Annotated in this window: 22 protein-coding genes and 2 tRNA genes; 17 read left to right on the forward strand and 7 right to left on the reverse strand. The window is 62.0% G+C overall.

Annotated features, from left to right (window positions below; all coding sequences use genetic code 11):
- Nucleotides 1-49 precede the first annotated feature (49 nt).
- The 5 genes from NKI17_RS33230 to NKI17_RS33250 all read left to right on the forward strand — a co-directional run bounded on the left by NKI17_RS33230 (nt 50) and on the right by NKI17_RS33250 (nt 3726).
- Entirely contained in the window at nt 50-871 is an 822-nt protein-coding gene (locus NKI17_RS33230; RefSeq protein ID WP_352636874.1) for an enoyl-CoA hydratase, read from the forward strand.
- 9 nt (nt 872-880) lie between these two features.
- A complete protein-coding gene (locus NKI17_RS33235) occupies nt 881-1303 on the forward strand; it encodes a VOC family protein (RefSeq protein WP_352636875.1) in 423 nt (140 codons plus the stop codon).
- Between the two features lie 77 nt (nt 1304-1380).
- Nucleotides 1381-1902: a CoA-binding protein gene (locus tag NKI17_RS33240; protein ID WP_352636876.1), complete on the forward strand. Its 522-nt coding sequence runs from the start codon at nt 1381-1383 to the stop codon at nt 1900-1902.
- 187 nt (nt 1903-2089) lie between these two features.
- Entirely contained in the window at nt 2090-3370 is a 1281-nt protein-coding gene (locus NKI17_RS33245) for an O-acetylhomoserine aminocarboxypropyltransferase (RefSeq protein WP_023674650.1), read from the forward strand.
- Nucleotides 3371-3375: 5 nt separating this feature from the next.
- On the forward strand, nt 3376-3726 hold the full coding sequence (locus tag NKI17_RS33250; protein ID WP_352636877.1) for a cupin domain-containing protein: 351 nt from the start codon (nt 3376-3378) through the stop codon (nt 3724-3726).
- A 22-nt stretch (nt 3727-3748) separates the two neighbouring features.
- Here the strand turns inward: NKI17_RS33250 and NKI17_RS33255 are convergent, their stop codons facing one another.
- Complete coding sequence (locus NKI17_RS33255) at nt 3749-4996, reverse strand: cytochrome P450 (protein WP_352636878.1); 1248 nt, start codon at nt 4994-4996, stop codon at nt 3749-3751.
- A 97-nt stretch (nt 4997-5093) separates the two neighbouring features.
- On the opposite strand from NKI17_RS33255, the gene NKI17_RS33260 reads away from it, so the two are divergent.
- Nucleotides 5094-6197, forward strand: a complete 1104-nt coding sequence (locus NKI17_RS33260; protein ID WP_352636879.1) for an NAD(P)/FAD-dependent oxidoreductase — start codon at nt 5094-5096, stop codon at nt 6195-6197.
- A gap of 4 nt (nt 6198-6201) precedes the next feature.
- Here NKI17_RS33260 and NKI17_RS33265 read toward each other — a convergent pair whose 3' ends face one another.
- Entirely contained in the window at nt 6202-6792 is a 591-nt protein-coding gene (locus NKI17_RS33265) for a hypothetical protein (protein WP_352636880.1), read from the reverse strand.
- A 347-nt stretch (nt 6793-7139) separates the two neighbouring features.
- On the opposite strand from NKI17_RS33265, the gene NKI17_RS33270 reads away from it, so the two are divergent.
- The 4 genes from NKI17_RS33270 (at nt 7140) to NKI17_RS33285 (ending at nt 12512) form a co-directional block, all read left to right on the forward strand.
- The gene (locus NKI17_RS33270; RefSeq protein WP_023674655.1) at nt 7140-7769 is read left to right on the forward strand and encodes an ATP-dependent Clp protease proteolytic subunit; all 630 of its coding nucleotides are present in this window, start codon (nt 7140-7142) and stop codon (nt 7767-7769) included.
- Nucleotides 7770-8073: 304 nt separating this feature from the next.
- Nucleotides 8074-9348, forward strand: coding sequence for an ATP-dependent Clp protease ATP-binding subunit ClpX (clpX, locus tag NKI17_RS33275; protein ID WP_006332719.1), 1275 nt, complete (start codon nt 8074-8076; stop codon nt 9346-9348).
- Between the two features lie 283 nt (nt 9349-9631).
- The gene (gene lon, locus NKI17_RS33280; protein WP_023674656.1) at nt 9632-12043 is read left to right on the forward strand and encodes an endopeptidase La; all 2412 of its coding nucleotides are present in this window, start codon (nt 9632-9634) and stop codon (nt 12041-12043) included.
- 196 nt (nt 12044-12239) lie between these two features.
- Nucleotides 12240-12512, forward strand: a complete 273-nt coding sequence (locus tag NKI17_RS33285; RefSeq protein WP_023674657.1) for an HU family DNA-binding protein — start codon at nt 12240-12242, stop codon at nt 12510-12512.
- A gap of 87 nt (nt 12513-12599) precedes the next feature.
- On the opposite strand, the gene NKI17_RS33290 is transcribed toward NKI17_RS33285, so the two are convergent.
- The gene (locus NKI17_RS33290) at nt 12600-13622 is read right to left on the reverse strand and encodes an aldo/keto reductase (RefSeq protein WP_352575948.1); all 1023 of its coding nucleotides are present in this window, start codon (nt 13620-13622) and stop codon (nt 12600-12602) included.
- A 183-nt stretch (nt 13623-13805) separates the two neighbouring features.
- On the opposite strand from NKI17_RS33290, the gene hxlB reads away from it, so the two are divergent.
- The gene (gene hxlB, locus NKI17_RS33295) at nt 13806-14372 is read left to right on the forward strand and encodes a 6-phospho-3-hexuloisomerase (RefSeq protein ID WP_352575950.1); all 567 of its coding nucleotides are present in this window, start codon (nt 13806-13808) and stop codon (nt 14370-14372) included.
- Between the two features lie 5 nt (nt 14373-14377).
- Nucleotides 14378-15121 (forward strand): creatininase family protein, encoded by a 744-nt coding sequence (locus NKI17_RS33300; protein WP_352907487.1) that lies wholly within the window; start codon nt 14378-14380, stop codon nt 15119-15121.
- A gap of 50 nt (nt 15122-15171) precedes the next feature.
- Here the strand turns inward: NKI17_RS33300 and NKI17_RS33305 are convergent, their stop codons facing one another.
- The 3 genes from NKI17_RS33305 to NKI17_RS33315 all read right to left on the reverse strand — a co-directional run bounded on the left by NKI17_RS33305 (nt 15172) and on the right by NKI17_RS33315 (nt 19018).
- Complete coding sequence (locus NKI17_RS33305; RefSeq protein WP_352571443.1) at nt 15172-16089, reverse strand: carbohydrate ABC transporter permease; 918 nt, start codon at nt 16087-16089, stop codon at nt 15172-15174.
- 13 nt (nt 16090-16102) lie between these two features.
- Nucleotides 16103-17224, reverse strand: a complete 1122-nt coding sequence (locus tag NKI17_RS33310; RefSeq protein ID WP_352576054.1) for a carbohydrate ABC transporter permease — start codon at nt 17222-17224, stop codon at nt 16103-16105.
- A 129-nt stretch (nt 17225-17353) separates the two neighbouring features.
- Entirely contained in the window at nt 17354-19018 is a 1665-nt protein-coding gene (locus NKI17_RS33315; protein WP_352575956.1) for an ABC transporter substrate-binding protein, read from the reverse strand.
- A gap of 293 nt (nt 19019-19311) precedes the next feature.
- Between NKI17_RS33315 and NKI17_RS33320 the strand changes: the two genes are divergently transcribed.
- From NKI17_RS33320 to rbsK, 3 genes are read left to right on the forward strand one after another with little or no spacing between them, the layout of a single operon-like run.
- Entirely contained in the window at nt 19312-20370 is a 1059-nt protein-coding gene (locus NKI17_RS33320; protein ID WP_352456634.1) for an ABC transporter ATP-binding protein, read from the forward strand.
- Nucleotides 20371-20401: 31 nt separating this feature from the next.
- A complete protein-coding gene (locus NKI17_RS33325; protein WP_352456621.1) occupies nt 20402-20854 on the forward strand; it encodes an RbsD/FucU family protein in 453 nt (150 codons plus the stop codon).
- Between the two features lie 4 nt (nt 20855-20858).
- On the forward strand, nt 20859-21785 hold the full coding sequence (rbsK, locus tag NKI17_RS33330; protein ID WP_352907488.1) for a ribokinase: 927 nt from the start codon (nt 20859-20861) through the stop codon (nt 21783-21785).
- A 236-nt stretch (nt 21786-22021) separates the two neighbouring features.
- Here rbsK and NKI17_RS33335 read toward each other — a convergent pair.
- Nucleotides 22022-22098 (reverse strand) — tRNA-Asp (locus NKI17_RS33335).
- Between the two features lie 217 nt (nt 22099-22315).
- On the opposite strand from NKI17_RS33335, the gene NKI17_RS33340 reads away from it, so the two are divergent.
- A tRNA-Val gene (locus tag NKI17_RS33340) sits at nt 22316-22391 on the forward strand.
- Between the two features lie 186 nt (nt 22392-22577).
- The gene (locus tag NKI17_RS33345) at nt 22578-22910 is read left to right on the forward strand and encodes a hypothetical protein (RefSeq protein WP_352571441.1); all 333 of its coding nucleotides are present in this window, start codon (nt 22578-22580) and stop codon (nt 22908-22910) included.
- Nucleotides 22911-23092: the final 182 nt, after the last annotated feature.

A 23092-nucleotide genomic window follows, 5' to 3' on the forward strand; every position in this document is an offset into this window, starting at 1 on the left:
GCATACTAGATTAGTCGATCACCGATCCGGAATCGCGGAGGAACGACCTATGGCCGAAATCGTTGCCATCAAACCTGCCGTTGCCGAAGGGCCCGTCGTCTCCAGGCTGGACAAGGGCGTGCTGCGCCTGACGCTGGCCAATCCGCCGGCCAACGCTCTTTCGCTTGCAGTGATGGCGGCGCTGATGGCGGAACTCGACCGCGCCAAGGCCGACAAATCCGTCCGCGTCATCGTGCTTGGGGCGGCCGGCAAAGTGTTCTGCGCCGGGCACGACCTCAAGGAGTTGAGCACGCACCGCGCAGATACCGATCGCGGCAGGGCCTTTTTCGAAAAGACGTTTTCCGCCTGCGCCGCGCTGATGCAGGCGATCGTTCGCCATCCTAAGCCGGTGATCGCCGAAGTCGACGGCCTCGCGACGGCGGCCGGATTGCAGCTGGTCGCCAGCTGCGATCTCGCCATCGCCTCGCACGAGGCGACCTTCTGCACGCCTGGCGTCAATATCGGACTGTTCTGCTCGACGCCGATGGTGGCGCTGTCGCGCAACGTCTCGCGCAAGCACGCCATGGAGATGCTTTTGACCGGCGAGACGATCGATGCGGCAACCGCCAAGGAATTCGGCTTGGTCAACCGCGTCGTGCCGCGCGAATATCTGAATCAGATTGTCACCAAATACGCGCAAACTATTGCGTCCAAATCGTCCTTGGTCGTCAAGATCGGCAAGGAAGCCTTTTATGAGCAGGCCGAGATGGGGCTGGCCGAGGCCTATGATTACACCGGGCGCGTCATGGTCGAGAACATGCTGGCGCGCGATGCGGAAGAGGGCATCGGCGCCTTCATCGGCAAGCGCAAGCCGGAATGGCCGGAGGAATAGGAGGCGGATATGGAACCGCGCATCTCCATCATCACCATCGCCACGGACGATCTTGACCGCGCCGTGCGCTTCTACGAGGCGATGGGCCTGAAGCGCCATGCCGGGATCACCGAGGGCGTTGCCTTCTTCCAGATGGGCGGCGCCATTCTTGGCTTGTTTCCGCGCCCAAGCGCCGAAGAGGATTCGGGCGTCACCTTCTCCAGGGCGCCGTCGGCCGTCTACCTCGCCTACAACACCCGCTCCGACGCCGAGGTCGATGCAGTGCTGGCGATGGCCGAGAGGGCCGGCGGCCGTATCGTCAAGCCGGCTGGCCGCGCATTCTGGGGCGGTTGGTACGGCTATTTCGCCGATGCCGACGGGCACATCTGGGAAGTGGCGCACAATCCGGCTTTTCCGATCGCGGAAGACGGATCGATTTCGCTGCCCGGCTGACGAGGTTCCCCTCTGGCTCATCGCAAGCAACTGACGCGGCTGTTGGCACCTCACTCCGAAGCGCTGTATGACGAGGCATGAACCACGACGCCTACGACAACGCCTATATCGCCGGCATCCTCAATTCGGTGAAGACCATCGCCTTGGTCGGCGCGTCGGCCAACGATGTGCGGCCGAGCTATTTCGTGCTGAAATATCTGCTCGGCAAAGGGTTTTCGGTGTTCCCGATCAATCCCGGCCAGGCCGGCAAGGAGATCCTCGGCCAGATGACCTATGCCAGGCTCGCCGACGTTCCGGGACCTGTCGACATGGTCGACGTCTTTCGCGCTTCCGCCGCTGTGCCGGGCATTGTCGACGAGGTGTTGCGGCTCGATCCGCTGCCGAAAGTCATCTGGATGCAGCTTGGCATACGCCATGACGAGGCGGCGACGCGCGCAGAGGCTGTCGGCATCAAGGTGGTGATGAACCGTTGCCCCAAGATCGAATATGGCAAGCTGTCCGGCGAGATCGGCTGGACCGGCGTCAATTCCGGCGTGCTGTCGTCGAAGAAGCCGCTGATGCGGCCGGGGTTCCAGAGTTTCGGCGTTCGCCAGAAGTAGGTAATGAATGGTGAATGGTGAATAGAAGGATTTTTCTGGAAGGCCGGCAAGGCGGCATATGAGCCGCTTGCAATCAGGGTGGGGCTGGCCGACTTTGCCATTCACCATTCACCATTCACCATTCACCATTCACCATTCACCATTCACCATTCACCATTCACTATTCACCATTGAGGGAGGTTTTTCGATGGCCCGCACGCCCGGTTTCAACACGCTCGCCGTCCATGCAGGTGCCAAGCCGGATCCGGCGACCGGCGCGCGAGCGACGCCGATCTACCAGACCACCTCCTTCGTCTTCGACGATGCCGACCATGCCGCCTCGCTGTTCGGGCTGAAGGCGTTCGGCAACATCTACACCCGCATCATGAACCCGACCCAGGCGGTGCTGGAAGAGCGCATCGCGGCACTCGAAGGCGGCACGGCAGGCCTTGCGGTCGCCTCCGGCCATGCCGCGCAGGTGCTGGTCTTCCACAATCTGATGCAGCCCGGCGACAATTTCGTTTCAGCGACAAAGCTTTACGGCGGCTCGATCAACCAATTCGGCCACGCCTTCAAGAATTTCGGTTGGCAGGTGCGCTGGGCCGACACCAATGACATCTCGACCTTCGAGAGCCAGATCGACGACAGGACCAAGGCAATCTTCATCGAGAGCCTGGCCAATCCGGGCGGCGTCTTCGTCGATATCGAGAAGATCGGCGACATTGCCCGCAAGCACGGCCTGCCGCTGATCGTCGACAACACGCTGGCCTCCCCCTACCTGCTGCGGCCGATCGAGCATGGCGCCGACATCGTCGTGCATTCGCTGACCAAGTTCATCGGCGGCCACGGCAACTCGATCGGCGGCGCCATTGTCGACGGCGGCACCTTCGATTGGTCGAAGTCGGGCAAATATCCGATGCTGTCGGAGCCGCGCCCCGAATATGGCGGCCTCGTCCTGCACGAGACCTTCGGCAATTTCGCCTTCGCCATCGCTGCTCGCGTGCTCGGCCTGCGCGACATCGGCGCGGCGATTTCGCCGTTCAACGCATTCCTTATCCTGACCGGTCTGGAAACCTTGCCGCTCAGGATGCAGCGCCACTGCGACAATGCGGCGGCGGTCGCCGGATGGCTTTCCAACCATCCCAAGGTCGCCTGGGTGTCCTATCCCGGCCTGCCCAGCGACAAGAACAATGCGCTGCAGAAGAAGTACTCGCCGCTTGGCGCCGGCGCGGTGTTCACTTTCGGGCTGAAGGGCGGCTATGCCGCGGGCATCAAGTTCGTCGAGGCGCTCGAGCTGTTCTCGCACCTGGCCAATGTCGGCGACACCAAGTCGCTGGTCATCCACCCGGCATCGACCACGCATCGCCAGCTTTCCGACGAGCAGAAGATCAATGCCGGGGCAGGGCCGGACACGGTCAGGCTTTCGGTCGGCATCGAGGACGTCAACGACATCGTCGCCGATCTGGAACAGGCTCTCGCCAAGGTTTGATCGCCATGACCACGCCGAAATTTCTGTCCGTCGACATCGACGCCGTCGAAGCCGAGCATGGCGCACCGGCGCCGGATCGCCTGATTTCGGGCGATCCGAAATTCCGCACCTGGAATGTAGAGGAACAGGACGGCGGCCTTTATGCCGGCATCTGGGAAGCAACGCCCGGCAAATGGCGCATCGAATATGACGAATGGGAGTTCTGCCACATCCTGTCAGGGGTTTCGGTGATCGCCGAAGACGGCGGCGATGCGCGCACCGTCAGGGCAGGCGACAGCTTCGTGCTGAGGCCGGGCTTTAGAGGAAGCTGGGAAGTGCTTGAAACGACGCGCAAGGAGTATGTGATCAAGCTTTGATCACCCCTGCCGGACCGAATGCTCAGAAGTGTACGGCGAGCGTTTCCAGGCCGTGGAAATGATAGGTGTCGCGGAAGCGCGGCTGTTCGGCAAGATGCAGCTGCGGTAGCCGGTCGAACAAGGTTTTCAGCGACACCTGCAGTTCGAGCCGGGCGAGCGGCGCGCCGATGCAGAAATGGATGCCGGCGCCGAACGATACGTTCTTCTGGTCGGCACGGTCCGGCCTGAAGGCGAGAGGCTCGGCAAACGCAGTAGGGTCGCGATTGGCCATGCCGAGCAACAGCCCGATCGTCTCGCCCGGCTGGACGATGATCCCCGGCCCGGCCTCGACCTCGTGATAGGCGTAGCGCGTGAACATGTGCAGCGGCGCGTCGTAGCGCAGGCACTCTTCGACCGTCGCGGCTGTTGCTTCCGGTGAGGCGAAGAAGCGGCGCGGGTCGCCGCCTTGCGCAAGGATCGAGCGCACCGCATTGCCGGTCTGGTGGACAGTTGCTTCATGGCCGGCATTGAGCAAAAGGATGGCCGAGGATACCAGCTCGTCCTCCGACAGTTTCTGGCCGTCCTCCTGTGCCGCAATCAGCAGCGACAGAAGATCCTCGCCCGGCCTCTTTCGCCGCTCGGCGACGTAGCCGCGCAAAAAATTCGAAAAGTCGCGCGCGGCGCGATTGGCCGTGTCCTCCGTCTCGCGGGTGCGGCCATGCATGTACATGGCGACCATCTGATGCGACCAGTCGAGCAGCTGCGGCCCCATCTCGACCGGCACGCCGAGCATTTCCGCAATGATGGTGATCGGCAAGGGAGCGGCGAAAGCCGGCAGCAGGTCGACTCTTCCTGGTTCGAAACGGTCGATCAGCTCGTTGGCCAGCGCTTCGACACGCGGCCTGAGCCGCTCGACCTGACGCGAGACGAAGGCGCGGTTGACCAGCGTTCTGAGCCGTGTGTGGACGGGCGGCTCCAGCTCCAGCATCGAATTGGCCTCGACACCGTCGAAGGCGCTGAGATGCGTGCGGTCCTGGCCGATGCCTCGGCTGTCCGGAATGCCGGCCGGGTTCTGCCGGCCGAAGCGGCGATCGCGCAGCAGTCGGTTGACGTCGTCGAAGCCGCCAAAGCACCAGAAACCAAATTCTTCCCAGAAGAAGGCGCTCGATGCGCCATGCAGGAAGGCGTAGGCTTCGTAAGGGTCTTGGAAAAAAGCCGGCTCGTGCGGATCGAGCCGCAGGCGACGCGTGGCTGGATCAAAGGCAAGGTAGGGCGGCTTCAATTCGGTCATGCCAGATCATTAGCGCGGCTTGCCTGTCTGGTGCCAGACCGTATGTTGGCCCTCCCGTGAGGCGAGCCGCCGAAGCGGTTGCGGAAGGACGGTTTTCATGAATGTGATCGTGGTCGGTGCGGGCATTGCCGGGCTTTCGACGGCGTGGTCGCTGGCCAAGGCCGGTCACCTCGTCTCGATCGTCGAGCAGGGACCGATCCCCAATCCGCTCGCCGCCTCCGGCGACCATCATCGCATCATCCGCCGCGCCTACCGGGCCGGAACGGGCTACGGCCGGCTGATCACCGAAGCCTATGAAGCCTGGGATGAGATGTGGGCCGATCTCGGTGAAAGCCATCTCGATCCGCGCGGCTTCATCTGTATTTCGCGGGAGCCGGGAGATGAGGCGGAGGAATACCGAGAAGGCATGGAAGCCGGGAACTACCCGTTCGAATTGTTCGAGCCGGATGCCGCGGTCGAACGCTGGCCGTTTCTAGAACCTGGTTCATTCCGCTATGCGTATTTTTCGCCGGACGGCGGCGCGCTGCACTGCCGCAAGATCGCTGCCGGCCTCGCCAGGTGGCTGCGCGCGAACGGCGCCAATGTCTATGAGAACAGCAAGGTGGTCGAGATCGACGCCGAGGCCGGGCATGTCGTGCTGGCGGGCGGCGAAACGATGCAGGCCGACCGGATCGTCGTCGCTGCCGGCGCCTGGGTGCTAAAACTGTTCCCGGAGCTGGATGGCGAGCTGAAAACCTGGCGCACCGCGCTCGCCTATGTCGAACCGCCGGCGGACCTGAAAGCGGTCTGGCAGGCAGCACCGGTCGTCCTCAACATCGGCGGAACTGTCGACGGCTACGCCATCCCGCCGACAGGCGGCGCAGGCATGAAATTCGGCTCGGGCCTGCACAGGGTGCCGACCAGCGATGCAGACTGGAACCGTCAGCCGGTACCGGGCGAGGGTGAGGCGATCCGCAACCTGTTTTCGCCGCCGATTGCCCGTATCGAGGAGTATAAGCTCACCGAAGTGGTCACCTGCGCCTACACCTTCACTGTCGACGAGAAGTTCCTGGCCCACCCGAAAGGCAAATGCCTGGTCGTCTCGGCCTGCTCCGGCCACGGCTACAAGTTCGGCGCGGCAGTCGGCAGAAGGGTTGCGGCCTGCGTCGGCCATGGCGATGTCGACGGCCTGAAGATATGGCTCAGGGCGGAGGGCGCCTGAGCGCCTAGTATCGGCAATGCCTCGGAATATGCACGCGCCGCCAGCTCGACGAGCCCTCCCTGACCACCACGCGGCGAGCCACTGTCTGATAGGACGCCGGAATTTCGATGATGCGCCGCAGCTCCGGCCGCACGAGCACCTCTTCGGCGACGCCCTCGTACTCGGCGGGGAGGACAACGCGCCGCCGGCGTTCCGGCTCAACCACGACGATCTCGGCCACGCGTTCATAGCGCGCCTTGTGCCTGACCTTGCACAGCACCTTGCGGCCATTGATGATGCGCCATTCCCAGGAATAGCCGCCGTCATCGACCCTCACGGACCGGTAGATGGTGCGGGTGATGGCGGGCACGATCTCGTAGCTGACGCGCGCCGGCGCGATCTGCACCACGCGCTCGCGCGTCCCGTAGATCGGCGCTTCATACTGCACCTGCTGGCCGGCTGGGCTGACGAGCACATCCTCGTAGACGGTGTCGTAGACGGCCGGCCGATTGACCTGCTCGTAGCATTCGACCGCGCGTCCGCCGGCAGCCGTTTCGGACGCCATGCCGAGAACGCTGATGCCGGTAAGGGCCAAGGAAGCAACTTTCTTGATCATCGCACTCCCCCTGTTTGAACTGCGTGAAGCGAGTTCAACGTTGAATTGTAGGGTAAGCCGTGGCCGGAAAAAGCGGTTTCACCACTTTTCGTTAAGCGATGGGGTTAAGAAACTGCTAAACAACGGCCAAGCATGAGCGCCCCTTCCCACGGCAGGAGAGGGGCTGCCGGCACGGCGACAGGCGAAACTGGTTTGGAAACCTTGATTCGACTTAACCGGATGGCTAGGAGAGGCGGCCTTGCGCTAGGGTGAGCCGGCATCCTATTTACACAATAACGATCCAGAACCGATTCTGCCCGATTGCAAATCTCCGGCGCCGGAATCCCATCCTCAAAAAGGGATAGTCCATGAAGAACCCCGTCGAAACCTACATGAACCTCGTTCCGATGGTGGTCGAACAGACCAATCGCGGCGAGCGGGCCTACGACATTTTCTCGCGGCTCCTCAAGGAGCGCATCATTTTCATCACCGGCCCGGTCGAGGATGGCATGGCGACGCTGGTCTGCGCGCAGCTGCTGTTCCTCGAGGCGGAGAATCCGAAGAAGGAAATCAACCTCTATATCAACTCGCCCGGCGGCGTCGTCACCTCCGGCATGGCGATCTATGACACGATGCAGTTCATCAAGCCTGCCGTGTCGACGCTCTGCATCGGTCAGGCCGCCTCGATGGGCTCGCTGCTCTTGACGGCGGGCCACAAGGACATGCGCTTCGCCACGCCGAACGCCCGCATCATGGTCCACCAGCCTTCCGGCGGCTTCCAGGGCCAGGCTTCCGACATCGAGCGCCATGCCCAGGACATCATCAAGCTGAAGCGCCGCCTCAACGAGGTTTACGTCAAGCACACCGGCAAGAGCTACGATGAGATTGAAAAAACGCTCGACCGTGACCATTTCATGACTGCCGACGAGGCCAGGGATTTCGGCCTCATCGACAAGGTCATTTCGTCACGTGAGCCGGTCGAAGGTATTGCCTTATAGGCCCGCGGTGGCCCTGCGGTGGCAATGAGTGGCGGGATCACGCGCTTTTGGCGCAGCTTGCGGCATTTCGGCCACAATTGGCTGTTCCCTCGACGGGTGCAATTGCCTACGTTAAGGCTATGTTGATTTTCGACGGCTTAGCTTTGCGTGGGGTTGTTCGAATCATTGCCCCGTTTTCCGATTTGTGTTTCGTACGGAATGCGTTGCGGGAGCCGGGGCACTGGCGGCAGCGGATTCCCGCGATAGATTGAATATGCGCCCTTTCAACCAGACCATCGGCGGGCGGCCATGAAAGGACAGGAAAATGAGCAAGGTCGGCAACAACAGCGGTGATTCCAAGAACACGCTTTATTGCTCGTTTTGCGGCAAAAGCCAGCACGAAGTGCGCAAGCTGATCGCCGGGCCGACGGTGTTCATCTGCGACGAATGCGTCGAACTGTGCATGGACATCATCCGCGAGGAGAACAAGACCTCGATGGTGAAGTCGCGCGAGGGCGTGCCGACCCCGCAGGAAATCCTCAAGGTTCTCGACGACTACGTCATCGGCCAGCCCTACGCCAAGCGCGTGCTGTCGGTGGCCGTCCACAACCACTACAAGCGCCTCGCCCATGCCGGCAAGAACAACGACGTCGAACTGGCGAAGTCTAACATCCTGCTGATCGGCCCGACCGGCTGCGGCAAGACGTTGCTGGCGCAGACGCTGGCCCGCATCATCGACGTCCCCTTCACCATGGCCGACGCGACGACGCTGACCGAGGCCGGCTATGTCGGCGAGGATGTCGAGAACATCATCCTGAAGCTGTTGCAGTCGGCCGACTACAATGTCGAGCGCGCCCAGCGCGGCATCGTCTATATCGACGAGATCGACAAGATCTCGCGCAAGTCGGACAATCCCTCGATCACCCGCGACGTCTCGGGCGAGGGCGTGCAGCAGGCACTTTTGAAGATCATGGAAGGCACTGTCGCCTCCGTGCCGCCGCAGGGCGGCAGGAAGCATCCGCAGCAGGAATTCCTGCAGGTCGACACCGCCAACATCCTGTTCATCTGCGGTGGCGCTTTCGCCGGCCTGGACAAGATCATCTCGGATCGCGGCAGGAAGACCTCGATCGGTTTCGGCGCCATCGTCGCTTCGCCCGAGGATCGCCGCACCGGCGATGTTTTCCGCCTGGTCGAGCCTGAGGATCTCTTGAAGTTCGGCCTCATTCCAGAGTTCGTCGGCCGTCTGCCTGTCCTGGCGACGCTGGAGGACCTCGACGAGCCGGCGCTGATCCAGATCCTGACCGAGCCGAAGAACGCGCTGGTCAAGCAGTATCAGCGGCTGTTCGAGATGGAGAATGTCGACCTGACCTTCCACGAGAACGCGCTCTCGGCGATCGCCAAGCGCGCCATCGAGCGCAAGACCGGCGCGCGCGGCCTGCGTTCGATCATGGAAGCGATCCTGCTCGACACCATGTTCGAGCTGCCGGCGCTGGAAGGCGTGCGCGAAGTGGTTATTTCGGAAGAGGTGGTGTCAGGCAACGCCCGGCCGCTCTACATCTATTCCGAGCAGAAGGAAAAGAAGGGCAACGTCAGCGCCTGACGTGAGCCGGCAATGGATTTTTTTTCCGAAACGGCGCCGCAGGGCGCCGTTTTGCTGTCGCAGACCGCGTACGGCGCCGCGTAATGGCTGCGGATTGGAGGGACGGACCGTGTTGACCCTTGATCTTTACCCCCTGTGCCTCCAACTAATGGCAGAAGGCCGTGGTGCCGAATTCTGTGCTGTAAAACTCCCGTCACAAACGGTGGTAGGCGGAACGATCCCCGGTCGTTAATATGAGATTCGCGGTTGGCCGATTGGCGGCCGCGACATGAAAGGTTGGACAATGGCCAAATTATCCAAGGCTCCCAGCGACGGCGTCTTCGCAGTCCTCCCACTGCGCGACATCGTGGTGTTCCCGCACATGATCGTTCCGCTCTTCGTCGGGCGTGAAAAGTCGATCAAGGCGCTGGAAGAAGTGATGGGTCAGGAAAAGCAGATCCTGCTTGCGACCCAGATGAATGCCGCCGACGACGATCCGGAGCCCGATGCCATCTTTGACATCGGCACGCTCGCCAATGTGCTGCAATTGCTGAAACTGCCGGACGGCACCGTGAAGGTGCTGGTCGAAGGCGCCTCGCGCGCGAAAATCGTCGCGTTCACCGACCGTCCCGACTTCCATGAAGCCCGTGCTGCGGCGCTGGTCGAACCGGAGGAGGAGGAGGTCGAGGTCGAGGCGCTGGCCCGTTCCGTCGTCACCGACTTCGAGAACTACGTCAAGCTGAACAAGAAGATCTCGCCCGAAGTGGTGGGTGCCGCCAGCCAGATCGACGACTATTCCAAGCTCGCCGACACGGTCGCTTCGCATCTTGCCATCAAGATCCCCGAGAAGCAGGAGATGCTCGCCACGCTGTCCGTCAAGGAACGGCTGGAAAAGGCGATGGGCTTCATGGAAGCCGAAATCTCGGTGCTGCAGGTGGAGAAGCGTATCCGCTCGCGCGTCAAGCGCCAGATGGAGAAGACGCAGCGCGAATACTACCTCAACGAGCAGATGAAGGCGATCCAGAAGGAGCTCGGCGAGGGCGAGGACGGCCGCGACGAGGCCGCCGAGATCGAGGCGCGCATCAAGAAGACCAAGCTCTCCAAGGAGGCCCGCGAAAAGGCGGAAGCCGAACTGAAGAAGCTGCGGACGATGTCGCCGATGTCGGCTGAATCGACCGTCGTGCGCAACTATCTCGACTGGCTGCTGTCGATCCCGTGGGGCAGGAACTCCAAGGTCAAGCAGGATCTGGCCTTTGCCCAGAACGTGCTCGATACCGACCATTTCGGCCTCGACAAGGTCAAGGACCGCATCGTCGAATACCTCGCCGTGCAGAGCCGCCAGAAGAAGCTGAAGGGGCCGATCCTGTGCCTCGTCGGACCTCCCGGCGTCGGCAAGACCTCGCTCGGCAAGTCGATCGCCAAGGCGACCGGCCGTGAGTTCATCCGCATGGCGCTGGGCGGCGTGCGCGACGAGGCCGAGATCCGTGGTCACCGCCGCACCTATATCGGCTCGATGCCCGGCAAGGTCATCCAGTCGATGAAGAAGGCGAAGAAATCCAACCCGCTCTTCCTGCTCGACGAGATCGACAAGATGGGCCAGGACTTCCGCGGCGATCCGTCATCGGCTTTGCTCGAGGTGCTCGATCCCGAGCAGAACTCGACATTCATGGACCATTACCTCGAGGTCGAATACGACCTGTCGAGCGTGATGTTCGTGACGACGGCGAACACGCTGAACATCCCTGCGCCCTTGATGGACCGCATGGAGATCATCCGTATCGCGGGTTACACCGAGGACGAGAAGATCGAAATCGCCAAGCGTCACCTGATGCCCAAGGTGATCCGCGACCACGCGTTGCAGCCGAAGGAGTTCTCCGTCGGCGAGGACGCGATCCGCGGCATCATCCAGACCTACACCCGTGAAGCGGGCGTCAGGAGCCTGGAGCGCGAGCTGATGAAGCTCGGGCGCAAGGCGGTGACCGAGATCCTGAAGACGAAGAAGAAGACGATCAACATCACGGCGGACAATCTTGCCGATTATCTTGGTGTTCCGCGCTTCCGCTTCGGCCAGGTCGAGAGCGACGATCAGGTCGGCGTGGTCACCGGGCTCGCCTGGACGGAAGTCGGCGGCGAGCTGTTGACGGTGGAAGGTGTCATGATGCCCGGCAAGGGCCGCATGACCGTGACCGGCAATCTGCGCGACGTTATGAAGGAATCGATTTCGGCGGCGGCGTCCTACGTCCGCTCGCGGGCCATCGATTTCGGCGTCGAGCCGCCGCTGTTCGACAAGCGCGATATCCACGTCCACGTGCCAGAAGGCGCAACGCCCAAGGACGGACCGTCGGCTGGCGTGGCGATGGCGACGGCGATCGTCTCGGTGCTGACCGGAATCCCGGTCAAGGCCGATGTGGCGATGACCGGCGAGATCACGCTGCGCGGCAGGGTGCTGCCGATCGGCGGCCTCAAGGAGAAGCTGCTTGCCGCACTTCGCGGCGGCATCAAGAAGGTGCTGATCCCGGAAGAGAACGCCAAGGATCTGGCGGAGATTCCGGAGAACGTGAAGAGCGGCATGGAGATCATTCCGGTCTCACGGGTTGGCGAAGTGTTGCGCCATGCGCTGGTGCGCATGCCGGAACCGATCCAGTGGGTTGAACCCGTCAATGCGCCGGCCGTGGTCGATGTCGGGGACGAAGCTGGTAAATCGCTGGCGCATTAGCTCTTGCTAAAGTTGCAATGCACAAAGAGAGAGCCGGGCCTTGAGCCCGGCTTTTTCATGTGAAGAACCCCGGATTTCCGGGCTTTTTTCAACTTTCGTGGCGCTTTTCGACTTGGTTGCCGGAGCGCTTCTTTCTAAAGTCCGTTTCCTGCCGGATGAGTCGAGTGTTCCGGTTTTCTCATGGAAGGGAATTTTTATGAACAAGAACGAACTGGTGTCCGCTGTCGCCGATGCCGCGAGTATTTCGAAGGGTGACGCGCAGTCGGCGGTTGATGCGGTGTTTTCCGTCATCACCGGCGAACTGAAAAAGGGCGGCGATGTCCGGCTTGTCGGCTTCGGAAATTTCACCGTGTCACAACGCGCCGCGTCGACCGGCCGCAATCCGCAGACCGGTGCGGAAGTGAAGATCCCGGCGCGCACCGTGCCGAAGTTCTCGGCCGGCAAGGGCCTCAAGGACGCGGTCAACTAAGCGCCTCCTTAAGTCTTTCAGAGAAAAGAAAAGCCGGTATATCCGGTTTTTCTTTGCTGTGCCCGCAGCGTCGTTGGAAAGGCGGCACTATGCCGTCGGCGCATCCGCGCGCATCAAGCCTTCTGTCTTGAGATCGGCCCACAGCGCCGGTGGCAGTTTTGTGTCGAGCAGCGAGCGATTGCTTTCGACTTCGCCCGGCCGCTGGCCGCCGGGGATTACCGAGACGACGGAAGGATGCAGCAGCGGGAACTGCAGCGCCGCCTCGATCAGGCGCACGCCGTGGCGCTTGCAGACGGCCTCGATGCGGGTGACGCGGTCGATGATGTCCTGCGGCGCCTCCGAATAATTGTAGTAGGCGCCGGGCTTCGGCCCGGTTGCCAGGATGCCGGAATTGTAAGGCCCGCCGAGAACGATGCCAATGCCGCGTTGCTGGCATAGCGGCAGGAAAGACTGCAGCGCTTCCTGCTCCAGCAGCGTGTAACGCCCGGCAAGCAGGAACAGATCGAAATCGCCGCGCTCGGCCAGCGTCTGGGCAACCTGCCACTCGTTGATGCCGCCGCCGAACGCCTTGATCACGCCTTGGTCGCGCAATGCCAGCAATCCGTAGTAGCCGGAGCTCATGAATTCCTGGATGCGCTGGTCCGAGGCTTCCTTGCTGCCATGGGTGAAGATGTCGACATCATGCACGAAGAGGATGTCGATGCGGTCGACGCCGAGCCGTTCCAGCGAGGCTTCGAAGGAGCGCATGACGCCGTCATAGCTGTAATCGTAGACCTCGCGGCGCGATGGGGTGTCGAAGAATTTGCCGATGCCGGTGCGCTGTTCCGGCGGGCAGGCGCGCATGATGCGCCCGACTTTGCTGGACAGCACGTAGTCGTCACGCTTCTTCGAACGCAGGAACGGATTGAGCCGCGTTTCGGCAAGGCCCAGCCCATAGAGCGGCGCGGTGTCGTAGTAGCGGCAGCCGACCCGCCAGGCCGCCTCCAGCGTAGCATTGGCATCCTCGTCGGAGACGGCGCGGTAGAGATTGCCGAGCGGCGCAGTGCCGAAGCCGAGCTCGGTGAAGGTGATGCCGCCATTACCGATGCGGTCGAAATGCCGTGTCTTCATATGCTGTCGTTTCCTCATTTGGATTTGCCGTGACACTATCACGGCTGTAGCGCATCAAAAGCACTGCGTGTCGTTGGACACCGATTTTCGCGGTGATAGCATGAGTGAAAACAAGCTGTTCGGGGCAGATGTGACTGAGATATTCAAATGGTTCTCCGGCACCTGCAAGCTGGTGCAAATGTCATGACGGACGCCGGCGAAAACCTGTTTGGGATTGCGCTGAGCGAGCTTGGCACCGTGCTGGAGCGTATCGACGAAAGCCGCATCGACGCCGCTTGCGCCATCCTGGCTGGCGCGAAAAAGATCGTCACCTATGGCTGCGGCCGCGAGGCGATGCAGGTCAAGGGTTTTGCCATGCGGCTCTACCATCTCGGTCTGCCGGTGTCGGTCGTCGGCGACATGACCACGCCGCCGCTGGGCGAGGGCGATGTTTTCCTCGCAAGTTCCGGCCCGGGTGAGACGTCGACGGTGCTGACCTTGATGCAGGTCGCGCGCGAGGCCGGTGCCACAGTCCTGCTGCTCACCGCACAAGCCGACAGCACTGCCGCGAAGCTGGCCGATTTCACACTGCTTATCCCGGCTCAGACCATGGCCGACGACCAGGGCCCTGAAAAGACATCCGTCCTGCCGATGGGCTCGGTTTTCGAAGGCGCGCTGTTCGTCCTCTTCGAAGTGATGGTGCTGAAGCTCAGGGATTTGACCGGCGTCTCGCCGGAAGCGATGCGCGCCCGCCACACCAATATGGAGTAGGTGTCATGCGCTACGAATTGATGCTGCCGCACCAGATCCGCAAGGCGATCGCCGAGAACCGGCCGGTCGTGTTGCCGCTCGGTGTGCTCGAATATCACGGCGAGCACATGGCCGTCGGAATGGACACGCTGGCGGTCGTCAAGAGCCTGGAACTGTTCGAAAAAGAAGCAGAGATCGTCATTCTGCCACCCTTCTATTACGGCGCGGCGAGCTATGCGGTTGCAGCACCGGAGGGCAGTGGTTCGCTGCAGGTCGGTGGCAATGTGCTGGCGCCATTTGCGGAAGAACTGTTCTACAGCCTGCTGCGCATTGGCTTCCGCAACATCCACGCCATCATTCACCACCAGACCGAAAATTTTGCCGCCGGCATGCCGACCGATCTCGCCTTCAAGGCTGCCGGCCGGCAGGCGATCTTCCGCTTCCTGGAGAAAGAACGTGGCGAAGGCTGGTGGGGCTCTCCGGCGATGGCCGACTATTATGCCGAGCACGCCGAGGGCAGCAATTTCTTCAACTGGGTGCAGGTGCATCCGCTGATGCCGGCTTCAATGCACAGCCGGTACCCGTTCGACCATGCCGGCACCGGCGAGACGTCACTGATGCTGGCGCTGTGCCCGGAAGCGGTCGATGCCGGCCGCTTCGCCGACAACACCGGCTGGTACACGGCAAGTGCGCCCGAAGCCTCGGCGGAATTGGGGCAAAAAGGGGTTGCCATGATCCTCGAGCATTTGCGGGCAACACTTTCGGGTTAGCGCGCTTTTCCCTTCTCCCACAACAAGGGGAGAAGGGAGAGCCGGCGCAGTTATTTCACCGCGCCTGCTGTCATGCCCATGATCAGGTAACGCTCGAGCGCGATGCCGATGACGGCGAGCGGTGTGATGGCGGCGGTGGCAAGCGCTGCCATCGACCACCAGTTGATGCCTTGTGAGCCGGTCTGGCTGGCCACCATGACAGGAATGGTCTTTGCGTCGGTCGAGGTCAAAAGCGCGGCGAAGAAATACTCGTTCCAGCACAGCACCATCGCCAGGATGAAGGCGGCGACCATGCCCGGCAGCGCGATCGGCATGACGATGCGCAAGAAGGCGCCCCAGATCGACAGGCCGTCGACGAGTGCTGCCTCCTCCAGCTCCACCGGAATGGAGTTGAACTGGTCGCGCATGATCCAGATGACGATCGGCAGCACCATCAGCGTGTAGAGCAGGATCAGCCCGACGCGCGTGTCGAGCAGGCCGACCTCCCGGTAAAGCACGAGGAAGGGCAGGGCCAAAACCACCGGCGGCAGGATCAGCTGTGACAGGAAGAAGAAGGAAATATCCTCGTTCCTGAACCAGGCGAACTTGTAACGATAGCGGGTCAGCCCGTAGGCGGCGAGGCTGCCGATGACGATGGCGAGGCTCGACGCACCGACCGAAGTGATGACCGAATTCATGAAGCGCTTGATAAACTCGTCGCGAACCGTCGACGTCCGAAAGATCGAGTCCGGCGACAGACCGAGCGAACGCCAGCCCTTCCAGTCGGGTTTGAAATCGAGAAACGGGATCAGATGGCCCTGGGTGACGTCGACCGCGGTCTTGAACGAAGTGGTTATCGTCCAATAGATCGGGAACAGGCAGATGAAAGCCCAGAAGATGAGCGCGCCATAGATGAAGACGCGGTTGGCGACGAAGCTCGCCGGCGAGCGGATTTCGGAAGCGGCATAGTCGGTGGTCTGAACGCTCATCTTGCCAGCCCGATCAGTTGACGTTGCGCACGAAGCGGCTGGCGAATTTCAGCAGCCAGGTCACGAACACGATGATGATGATCAAATAGGCCATCGCCAGCATCGTGCCGTAGCCGACGTTCGAGCGGTCGCGATATTCGCGGTAGATGAAACTGGACACCGAATCGGTCGCGCCGCCGGGGCCGCCGGAGGTGACGGTGATGATGATATCGGCGAGCTTCAGCTTGAAGATGATGCGCAGGATGACCGCCGTCACCGACACCGGCAGCATCAGCGGGAAGGTGACCTGCCAGAAGGTCTGCCAGGCAGTGGCGCCATCGACACGCGCTGCCTCGAGCACCTCGCGCGACATCGCCTGCAGGCCGGCGAGCAGCATGATCATCATGAACGGGATGAACGTCCACGCGTCGAGCACCATGATCGAGATGCGGGCGGTGATCGGGTTGGAGAAGAAGGCGGGGTTTTCCCAGCCGAGATGCCGCGCTAGTGTCGCGGCCGGCCCGAAGCGGTATTCCATCAGCGACTTGCCGATCATCCACGACACCGCCACCGGCGACAGCATCAGCGGCATGAGAAACACGACGCGGAAGAATTTTCGCGCCCGGATCTGCGCGTTGAGCAGCAGCGCCAGGCCGAAGGCGATGACATATTCGACGAACACCGCCAGCACGTAGAGCACCATGTTGAACAGCGCGTTGCGATAATAGGCGTCGTTCAGCATCTGCCAGAAATTGTCGAGCCCGTTGAACTGCCGTCCGCTGAAGGAACTGAGGTTCCAGTCGGTCAGCGCGATGTAGAAGCCGAACAGCGTCGGGAAGATCACCATGGCAATGGTAAACAGCAGCGCCGGCAGCAGGAACAGCGCGCGCTGGCCGTCTTCGCCGCGCGTCAGTACCTGGCCGATGCCGAGCGCGACACCCCACAGCACATAGGCGTAGACCACCGGCCGCCAGGTTTCGAAGCCGATAGCATCGACATCGCTCCTGTAAAGGATTTGCAGCGCGATCACCGCCAGAAGGCCGAGCGTTGCAGCAGCCATCAGCGCCCAGCCAAGCCGTTTGCGGCTCCGCGGTATCAGGTCGGATGGCACGGCGCCTGCCGGCCATTCACTTGTCGACAAAGTCTGGTCAGCCAGGGTCCGGTCAGCCACGCGTCTTGCCCGTTCACAGGAGGCTCGATGATCCGGCTGAGCCGGTCGAGGCCAAGTCGGTCAAGGGGAGGTCCGGCGGCCGTGCGCCGCCGGACCAGGTTTCACGATCTCAGCCTACATGCCGAGCGAGGCCTTGTAGAGCTTGACCTGGTTGTCGCGGCCGATCTGGTCGGTCAGCTTCTCCCAGGCGGCTGCGATGGCGTCGGCGCCTTCCTGCGCCTTCATCTTGCCGGCAAAGGTGTTGGCCAAAATGTCCTCGGCAGCGCTGTAGTACTGGAAGATGCCGGGGATGCGCGGCTCGATCGCCGCGTTCGGATGGTTGTAGCTGTCGGCTTCCGACTTCAGATACGAGGTGATGAACGCCTCGTCGTAGCCCGCCGCCACCCATTCCGGAATGTTGAAATGCGAGTTGCGATAGGGCTGGAAACCCGACGGATAGGCCGCGCACCAGAGCGACAGGTCCTTGCCGCCTAGATGGGCAGCGGCAGACCATGCCGCCTTCTTCTTCTTTTCGTCGCTGTCGACGCGGGCCATGACATAAACGCCCCAGCCGAGATAGGCGCAGTTCGGCGCATGGTTCGGGCCGCTGGCGAGCTTGTCCCACTGCCCGGTCTTGGAGTTGTAGACATCGTCCGAGCCCGGCAGGATCGAGAAGCCGGTGATGTCGCCGACGACCGAGGAATCGTTCGTCTTGACGTTCGAACCGACGTCGCCCCACCAGGTAACCATCGAACCGGTGCCTGCCAGGAATTGCTGGAAGGCGGTGGTGTTCGGGTCGGCGTTGATCTGGTCGGCAGGTTCGGAGGGCAGGGCATCGATGACGTCCTGGATCGCCCGCACCCATGCCGGATTGTTGACGCGCGGCTTCATCGTGTCGGCATCGAACAGCCAGGCCTTGTCATCGGGATGCTTGGCGTAGGCGCTGGCGCGGCTGCCGAGGAAATAAAAGCCGAAACCGCCCCAGGGCTTGGGCGCATCGAGATAGCCAAAGACATCCTGGCCTTTCACCTGCTTGCCCTTGAGGAACTTCGTCACCGCCTGCACCTGCTGCCAGGTCTTCGGCACGCCCCATTCGCCTTCTCCGCCGCCGTCCTTCCAGGCCTTGGCGAGGTCGGCATCGGCAAACACGTCGGTGCGGTAGTTGAAATTATGTGCGTCGCCGTCAACGGTCACGCGATATTGCTTGCCGTCCCATGTGCCCACCGGCGGCTGCAGATAGGCCACGACATCCTTCATGTCGATCTGGTCCTTGACCCAGTCCGGCATCTCGGAGGTGAGACCCTTGCCGCAGACGTCGCCTTCGAACGGTGCCCCCATTTCGATGATGTCGAAATCGACGGTGCCGGTCGCGATCGACTGCTGCAGGCGGGCGTTGTAGTCAGCCTGCGCCAGGTCGATCCAGTTGATCTTGGCGCCGGTATAGGTCTCCCACGGCTTCAGGAAGCCGCGAAACAGCACATTGTGCAGGTTCTGGTTGTTGAGGCCCATGAAGGTGAGTTCGACACCGGCGAATTCGCCTTCCTTGACATTGGCCTTGGTGGCGCCAAGGCAAAGCTCGCCGACCTGCTGGAAGTCGGCATCGGTCGGCTGACCCTTGCCGACACCCGGGATCTGCAGGATCTGCGCACGCAGGTCGTCGGCGGCCGCAGCCGTGCGCGTCAGCGCACCAAGTCCGGCGCTTGAGGCCGCCGCGAGGGCGGCCATGCTGGCCGCTCCCTTCAGCACGTCGCGGCGGGTGGCCCCGGCGCGGACAAGTTGGTTATAAAGGCTGACTTTCATTTCGTTCCTCCCAGAAGGTCAATTGTGAATTGGTTCAGATGGTGGAGCGCCGATTATGTTCCCCAACGACAGCGACTCCCGTAAATAGCGGCCCGAATTCTCCCTCCCGCGACGCTTGGCATTCAGTGCCGGACAAGCGTACCGGTGCGCCCGGAACAGGGTCATAAGCCGGACATTGTCACTATTCGCACAACGAAGTGCGGTGTCAACGTGAATGGGTTTTTTATCTATAAGAGACTGACTTGCCCTCGCCGTTTGCGTTGTTTAGCTTCACGGCAACTGAAGGGGGAATGATGGCTCAAGTCGCGATCCGCAATGTGGCCAAGGCGTTCGGAACCGTCAAGGTTCTGCACGATGTCAGCGTCGACATCGCCGACGGGCAGTTCGTGGTGCTGGTCGGGCCTTCCGGCTGCGGCAAGTCCACGCTGCTGAGGATGGTGGCCGGGCTGGAAACGGTCTCCGGCGGCACCATCGCCATCGGCGAGCGCGTCGTCAACCATCTGCCGCCGGCCAAGCGCGACATCGCCATGGTGTTCCAGAACTACGCGCTCTATCCGCACAAGACGGTCGAGCAGAACATGGCCTTTGCTCTCAAGCTGCGCAAAACCGACCCGGCGGTGGTTACTGAGCGGGTCAAACGCGCCGCCGACATCCTCGACCTCAATCCCTACCTCAAGCGCTATCCGCGCCAGCTCTCTGGCGGCCAGCGCCAGCGCGTCGCCATGGGCCGCGCCATCGTGCGCAACCCGCAGGTGTTCCTCTTCGACGAGCCGCTCTCCAATCTCGACGCCAAGCTGCGTGTCCAGATGCGCACCGAGATCAAGGAACTGCACCAGCGGCTGAAGACCACCACCATCTACGTCACCCACGACCAGATCGAGGCCATGACCATGGCCGACAAGATCGTGGTGATGCGCGACGGTCGCATCGAACAGGTCGGCGCGCCGCTGGAATTATTCGACCGGCCGGCCAACCTGTTTGTGGCCGGCTTCATCGGCTCGCCCTCGATGAACCTGCTCAAGGGCGTCGTGCGCAAGGGCGACAAGCCCGTCGTCGAGATCGCCGGGACGCCGTTCCCGATTGCGGCGACCAGTGCCGTCGAGGATGGCCGTAATGTCGTCTACGGCGTGCGGCCCGAGCATCTCGAAATCCATCCCGATGGCGTTCCGGCGAAGATTTCGGTGGTCGAGCCGACCGGTTCCGAGACTTTGGTGTTCCTGCGCTTCGGCGAGGGCGAGATGGTGGCGCTGTTCCGTGAGCGCCACGACTTCAAGCCGGGCGACACACTGCACCTGAAACCGCGGCTCGACCAGGTGCATCTCTTCGACGCAGAGACCGGCAAGCGTCTCTGATTTCGCCCCAGCAAACTTCGCGAGGAATACCATGCTCAAAGGAATCAATCCGCTGCTCAATGCCGATGTGCTGCAGGCGCTGCGGGCGATGGGCCACGGTGACGATCTGATTATCGCCGACACCAATTTCCCGTCTGATTCGGTGGCGCGCCAGACCGTGCTTGGCCGGCTGCTGCGCATCGATGCGTCGGCGGCCGACGTGGTCAAGGCGGTACTGTCGCTCTATCCGCTGGACACCTTCGTCGACGACGCGGCCGCGCGCATGGAGATCGTCGGCAAGCCGGACGACATTCCCGCCGTGCAGCAGGAAGTGCAAAAAGAGATCGATGCCGCCGAGGGCAAGGCTTGGCCGATGATCTCGGTCGAACGCTACGCCTTCTACGAACGCGCCAAGAGGGCCTATTGCGTCATCCAGACCGGCGAGCGCCGCTTCTACGGCTGCTTCGCCTTCCGCAAGGGCGTCGTGCCGCCGGATGCGGAGTAGCGAGATGCCGGGCAGACCGATCGTCATACTGGGCGTCTTCGTCGCCGACACCGCCTACCGCGCCGCCCGCCAGCCGCGCATGGGAGAGACGATCCTGGGCACGTCCTTCACACTCGGCCCCGGCGGCAAAGGCTCCAACCAGGCGGTGGCGGCCGGCCGGCTCGGCGCCGACGTCACCTTCCTGACCCGCCTCGGCGTCGATCCGTTCGCCGATATGGCGAGGCAGACCTGGAAAGAGGCGGGCGTGAAAAGCGCCGTCATCGAGACGCCGCAGAGCTATACGGGTGCCGCCTATATCTTCGTCGAGGAGACGAGCGGCAATAACGCCATCATCGTCAGTCCCGGCGCGGCAATGCTGATCTCGGCCGCCGACATCGAGGCAAATGCCGGGCTGATCCGCTCGGCCGGCGTCTTCGTCACCCAGCTCGAACAGCCGATCGAGGCGGCGCTGCCGGCGCTGGGGATCGCGCGCGGGGCAGGGGTGACCACCATCCTCAACCCGGCGCCGGCGGCCAAGCTTCCGGACCGTATCTACACGCTTTGCGACTATGTCACGCCGAACGAGACTGAGGCCGAGGAACTGACCGGCATCAACGTATCCTCCATCGACGATGCCCGCCGTGCCGCCGACAGCCTGCTCGAGAAGGGCGTGGGCGCTGTCATCGTGACGCTTGGCGAAAACGGCGCGCTGCTGCACACGGCCGACCGTTCCGAGCATGTCGCAGCGGTCGCCGCCGGCCCGGTCATCGAGACCACGGGTGCGGGCGACGCCTTCAATGGCGGCCTGGCTGCGGCGCTGTCGAGGGGGATGGAACCCCTGCAGGCGGTGCGCTTCGCTTGCGCCGTCGCCGGCATTTCGGTGACGCGCCCGGGCACCGCGCCGTCCATGCCGACGCTGCAGGAAGTCGAGGCGCTGCTCGCCGAGGGGTGAAGCCCGGCACTGCGGGATGAGACTGTAAGCGGGAGCGAATGGGTTAGACCCGACTCTTGTCCGAGAAGCTATTGTCTTCTGGCTCGACCACAAACAGGCGGGCAGGTCGATGGATGAGGATCAATGCCAGAATTCGAAAGGAATGGACCTAGACTGAGTCACGACAGAAGATGATTTTTGACAAATCAACGTCGACATTTCTCCGACATCAAGGGGACGTGACCCCAAAGGAGAAATGGCGCGAGTGACGGGGCTCGAACCCGCGACCTCCGGCGTGACAGGCCGGCACTCTAACCAACTGAGCTACACCCGCGCATAGACGAGCACGTGTCAGCCGTGTTCGTCGTTGGGGCGGTGGATAAGGGGTAAGCCACCGGGTGTCAAGCGGACCCGGACAGCATAACAGCAAACAGGAGAAGGTTTTTTGACAAGCCGAACTTTGTTGCCGAAACCGGCTCCCGGCCAAGCCACTCGCCGCTCATTTGGCCTTGCGAAGCCGGTCCTAACTGCTTAAAGGTCCGGCCCGGGGCGGGCGATTAGCTCAGTTGGTAGAGCGCTTCGTTTACACCGAAGATGTCGGCGGTTCGAGCCCGTCATCGCCCACCATTTTCCTCGATGTGTTCAGTTTGGGCTACACCGCTCAAGCTGATCGCCCAGGTGAGACGCATCCGACCACTGTGCTACTCGGACTTTGGTCTGATTCGAACTGTCTTTCCGCAGGGACTTAAGTCTGATCTGCTTGCCTCTCATGAGGGAAACGATTGCCGAAAGCTACAACTTGCAGTATCTCAATTGCGTATGGGCATGGGCGGGAGCGAAAATATTCCTGGATGGCTTGTGAGTCATCTTCCGGACGATCCCGTGATCGCAGGAGATCTCGCGGATAAGATATCGAAGGAAGCTGAAAAAAACCGGCTTCCAGGCGAACGGGTTGTGAACACAACCCGTAACGAAGAAGACACCTTCAAGAAAGAACAAGTCGAAGCTTATCCCGACGCCGCGGTTGCAGGAGTCTTTGCCAGCGGTTCATTCCTCGCCCTGTTGGTATTAGCCATTTATCTGCTTTATGTGCTCTCGATTGTGGCCGGGGGAACGGTCGCGGATGTTCCCCTGCCGCCCATATGAACTAGTAGACGCTCCGCCAACACTCGAATTAGCCCCGCACCGTGATGCTGGTGACTTTCGTGTCTGCGGTGGAGCACGCGACGAAGGTTTCGTTCCCGCGGCAAAGGTGTTCACGCGGGGCAACTGGCTGCTACAGAACGGCAGCATTGTACTTCCATAGGCCTCCCGGTTCTTTGCAACTT

Origin of the sequence: Mesorhizobium sp. M0816 (assembly GCF_040320005.1) — a bacterium.
In the GTDB taxonomy this organism is placed as follows: domain Bacteria; phylum Pseudomonadota; class Alphaproteobacteria; order Rhizobiales; family Rhizobiaceae; genus Mesorhizobium.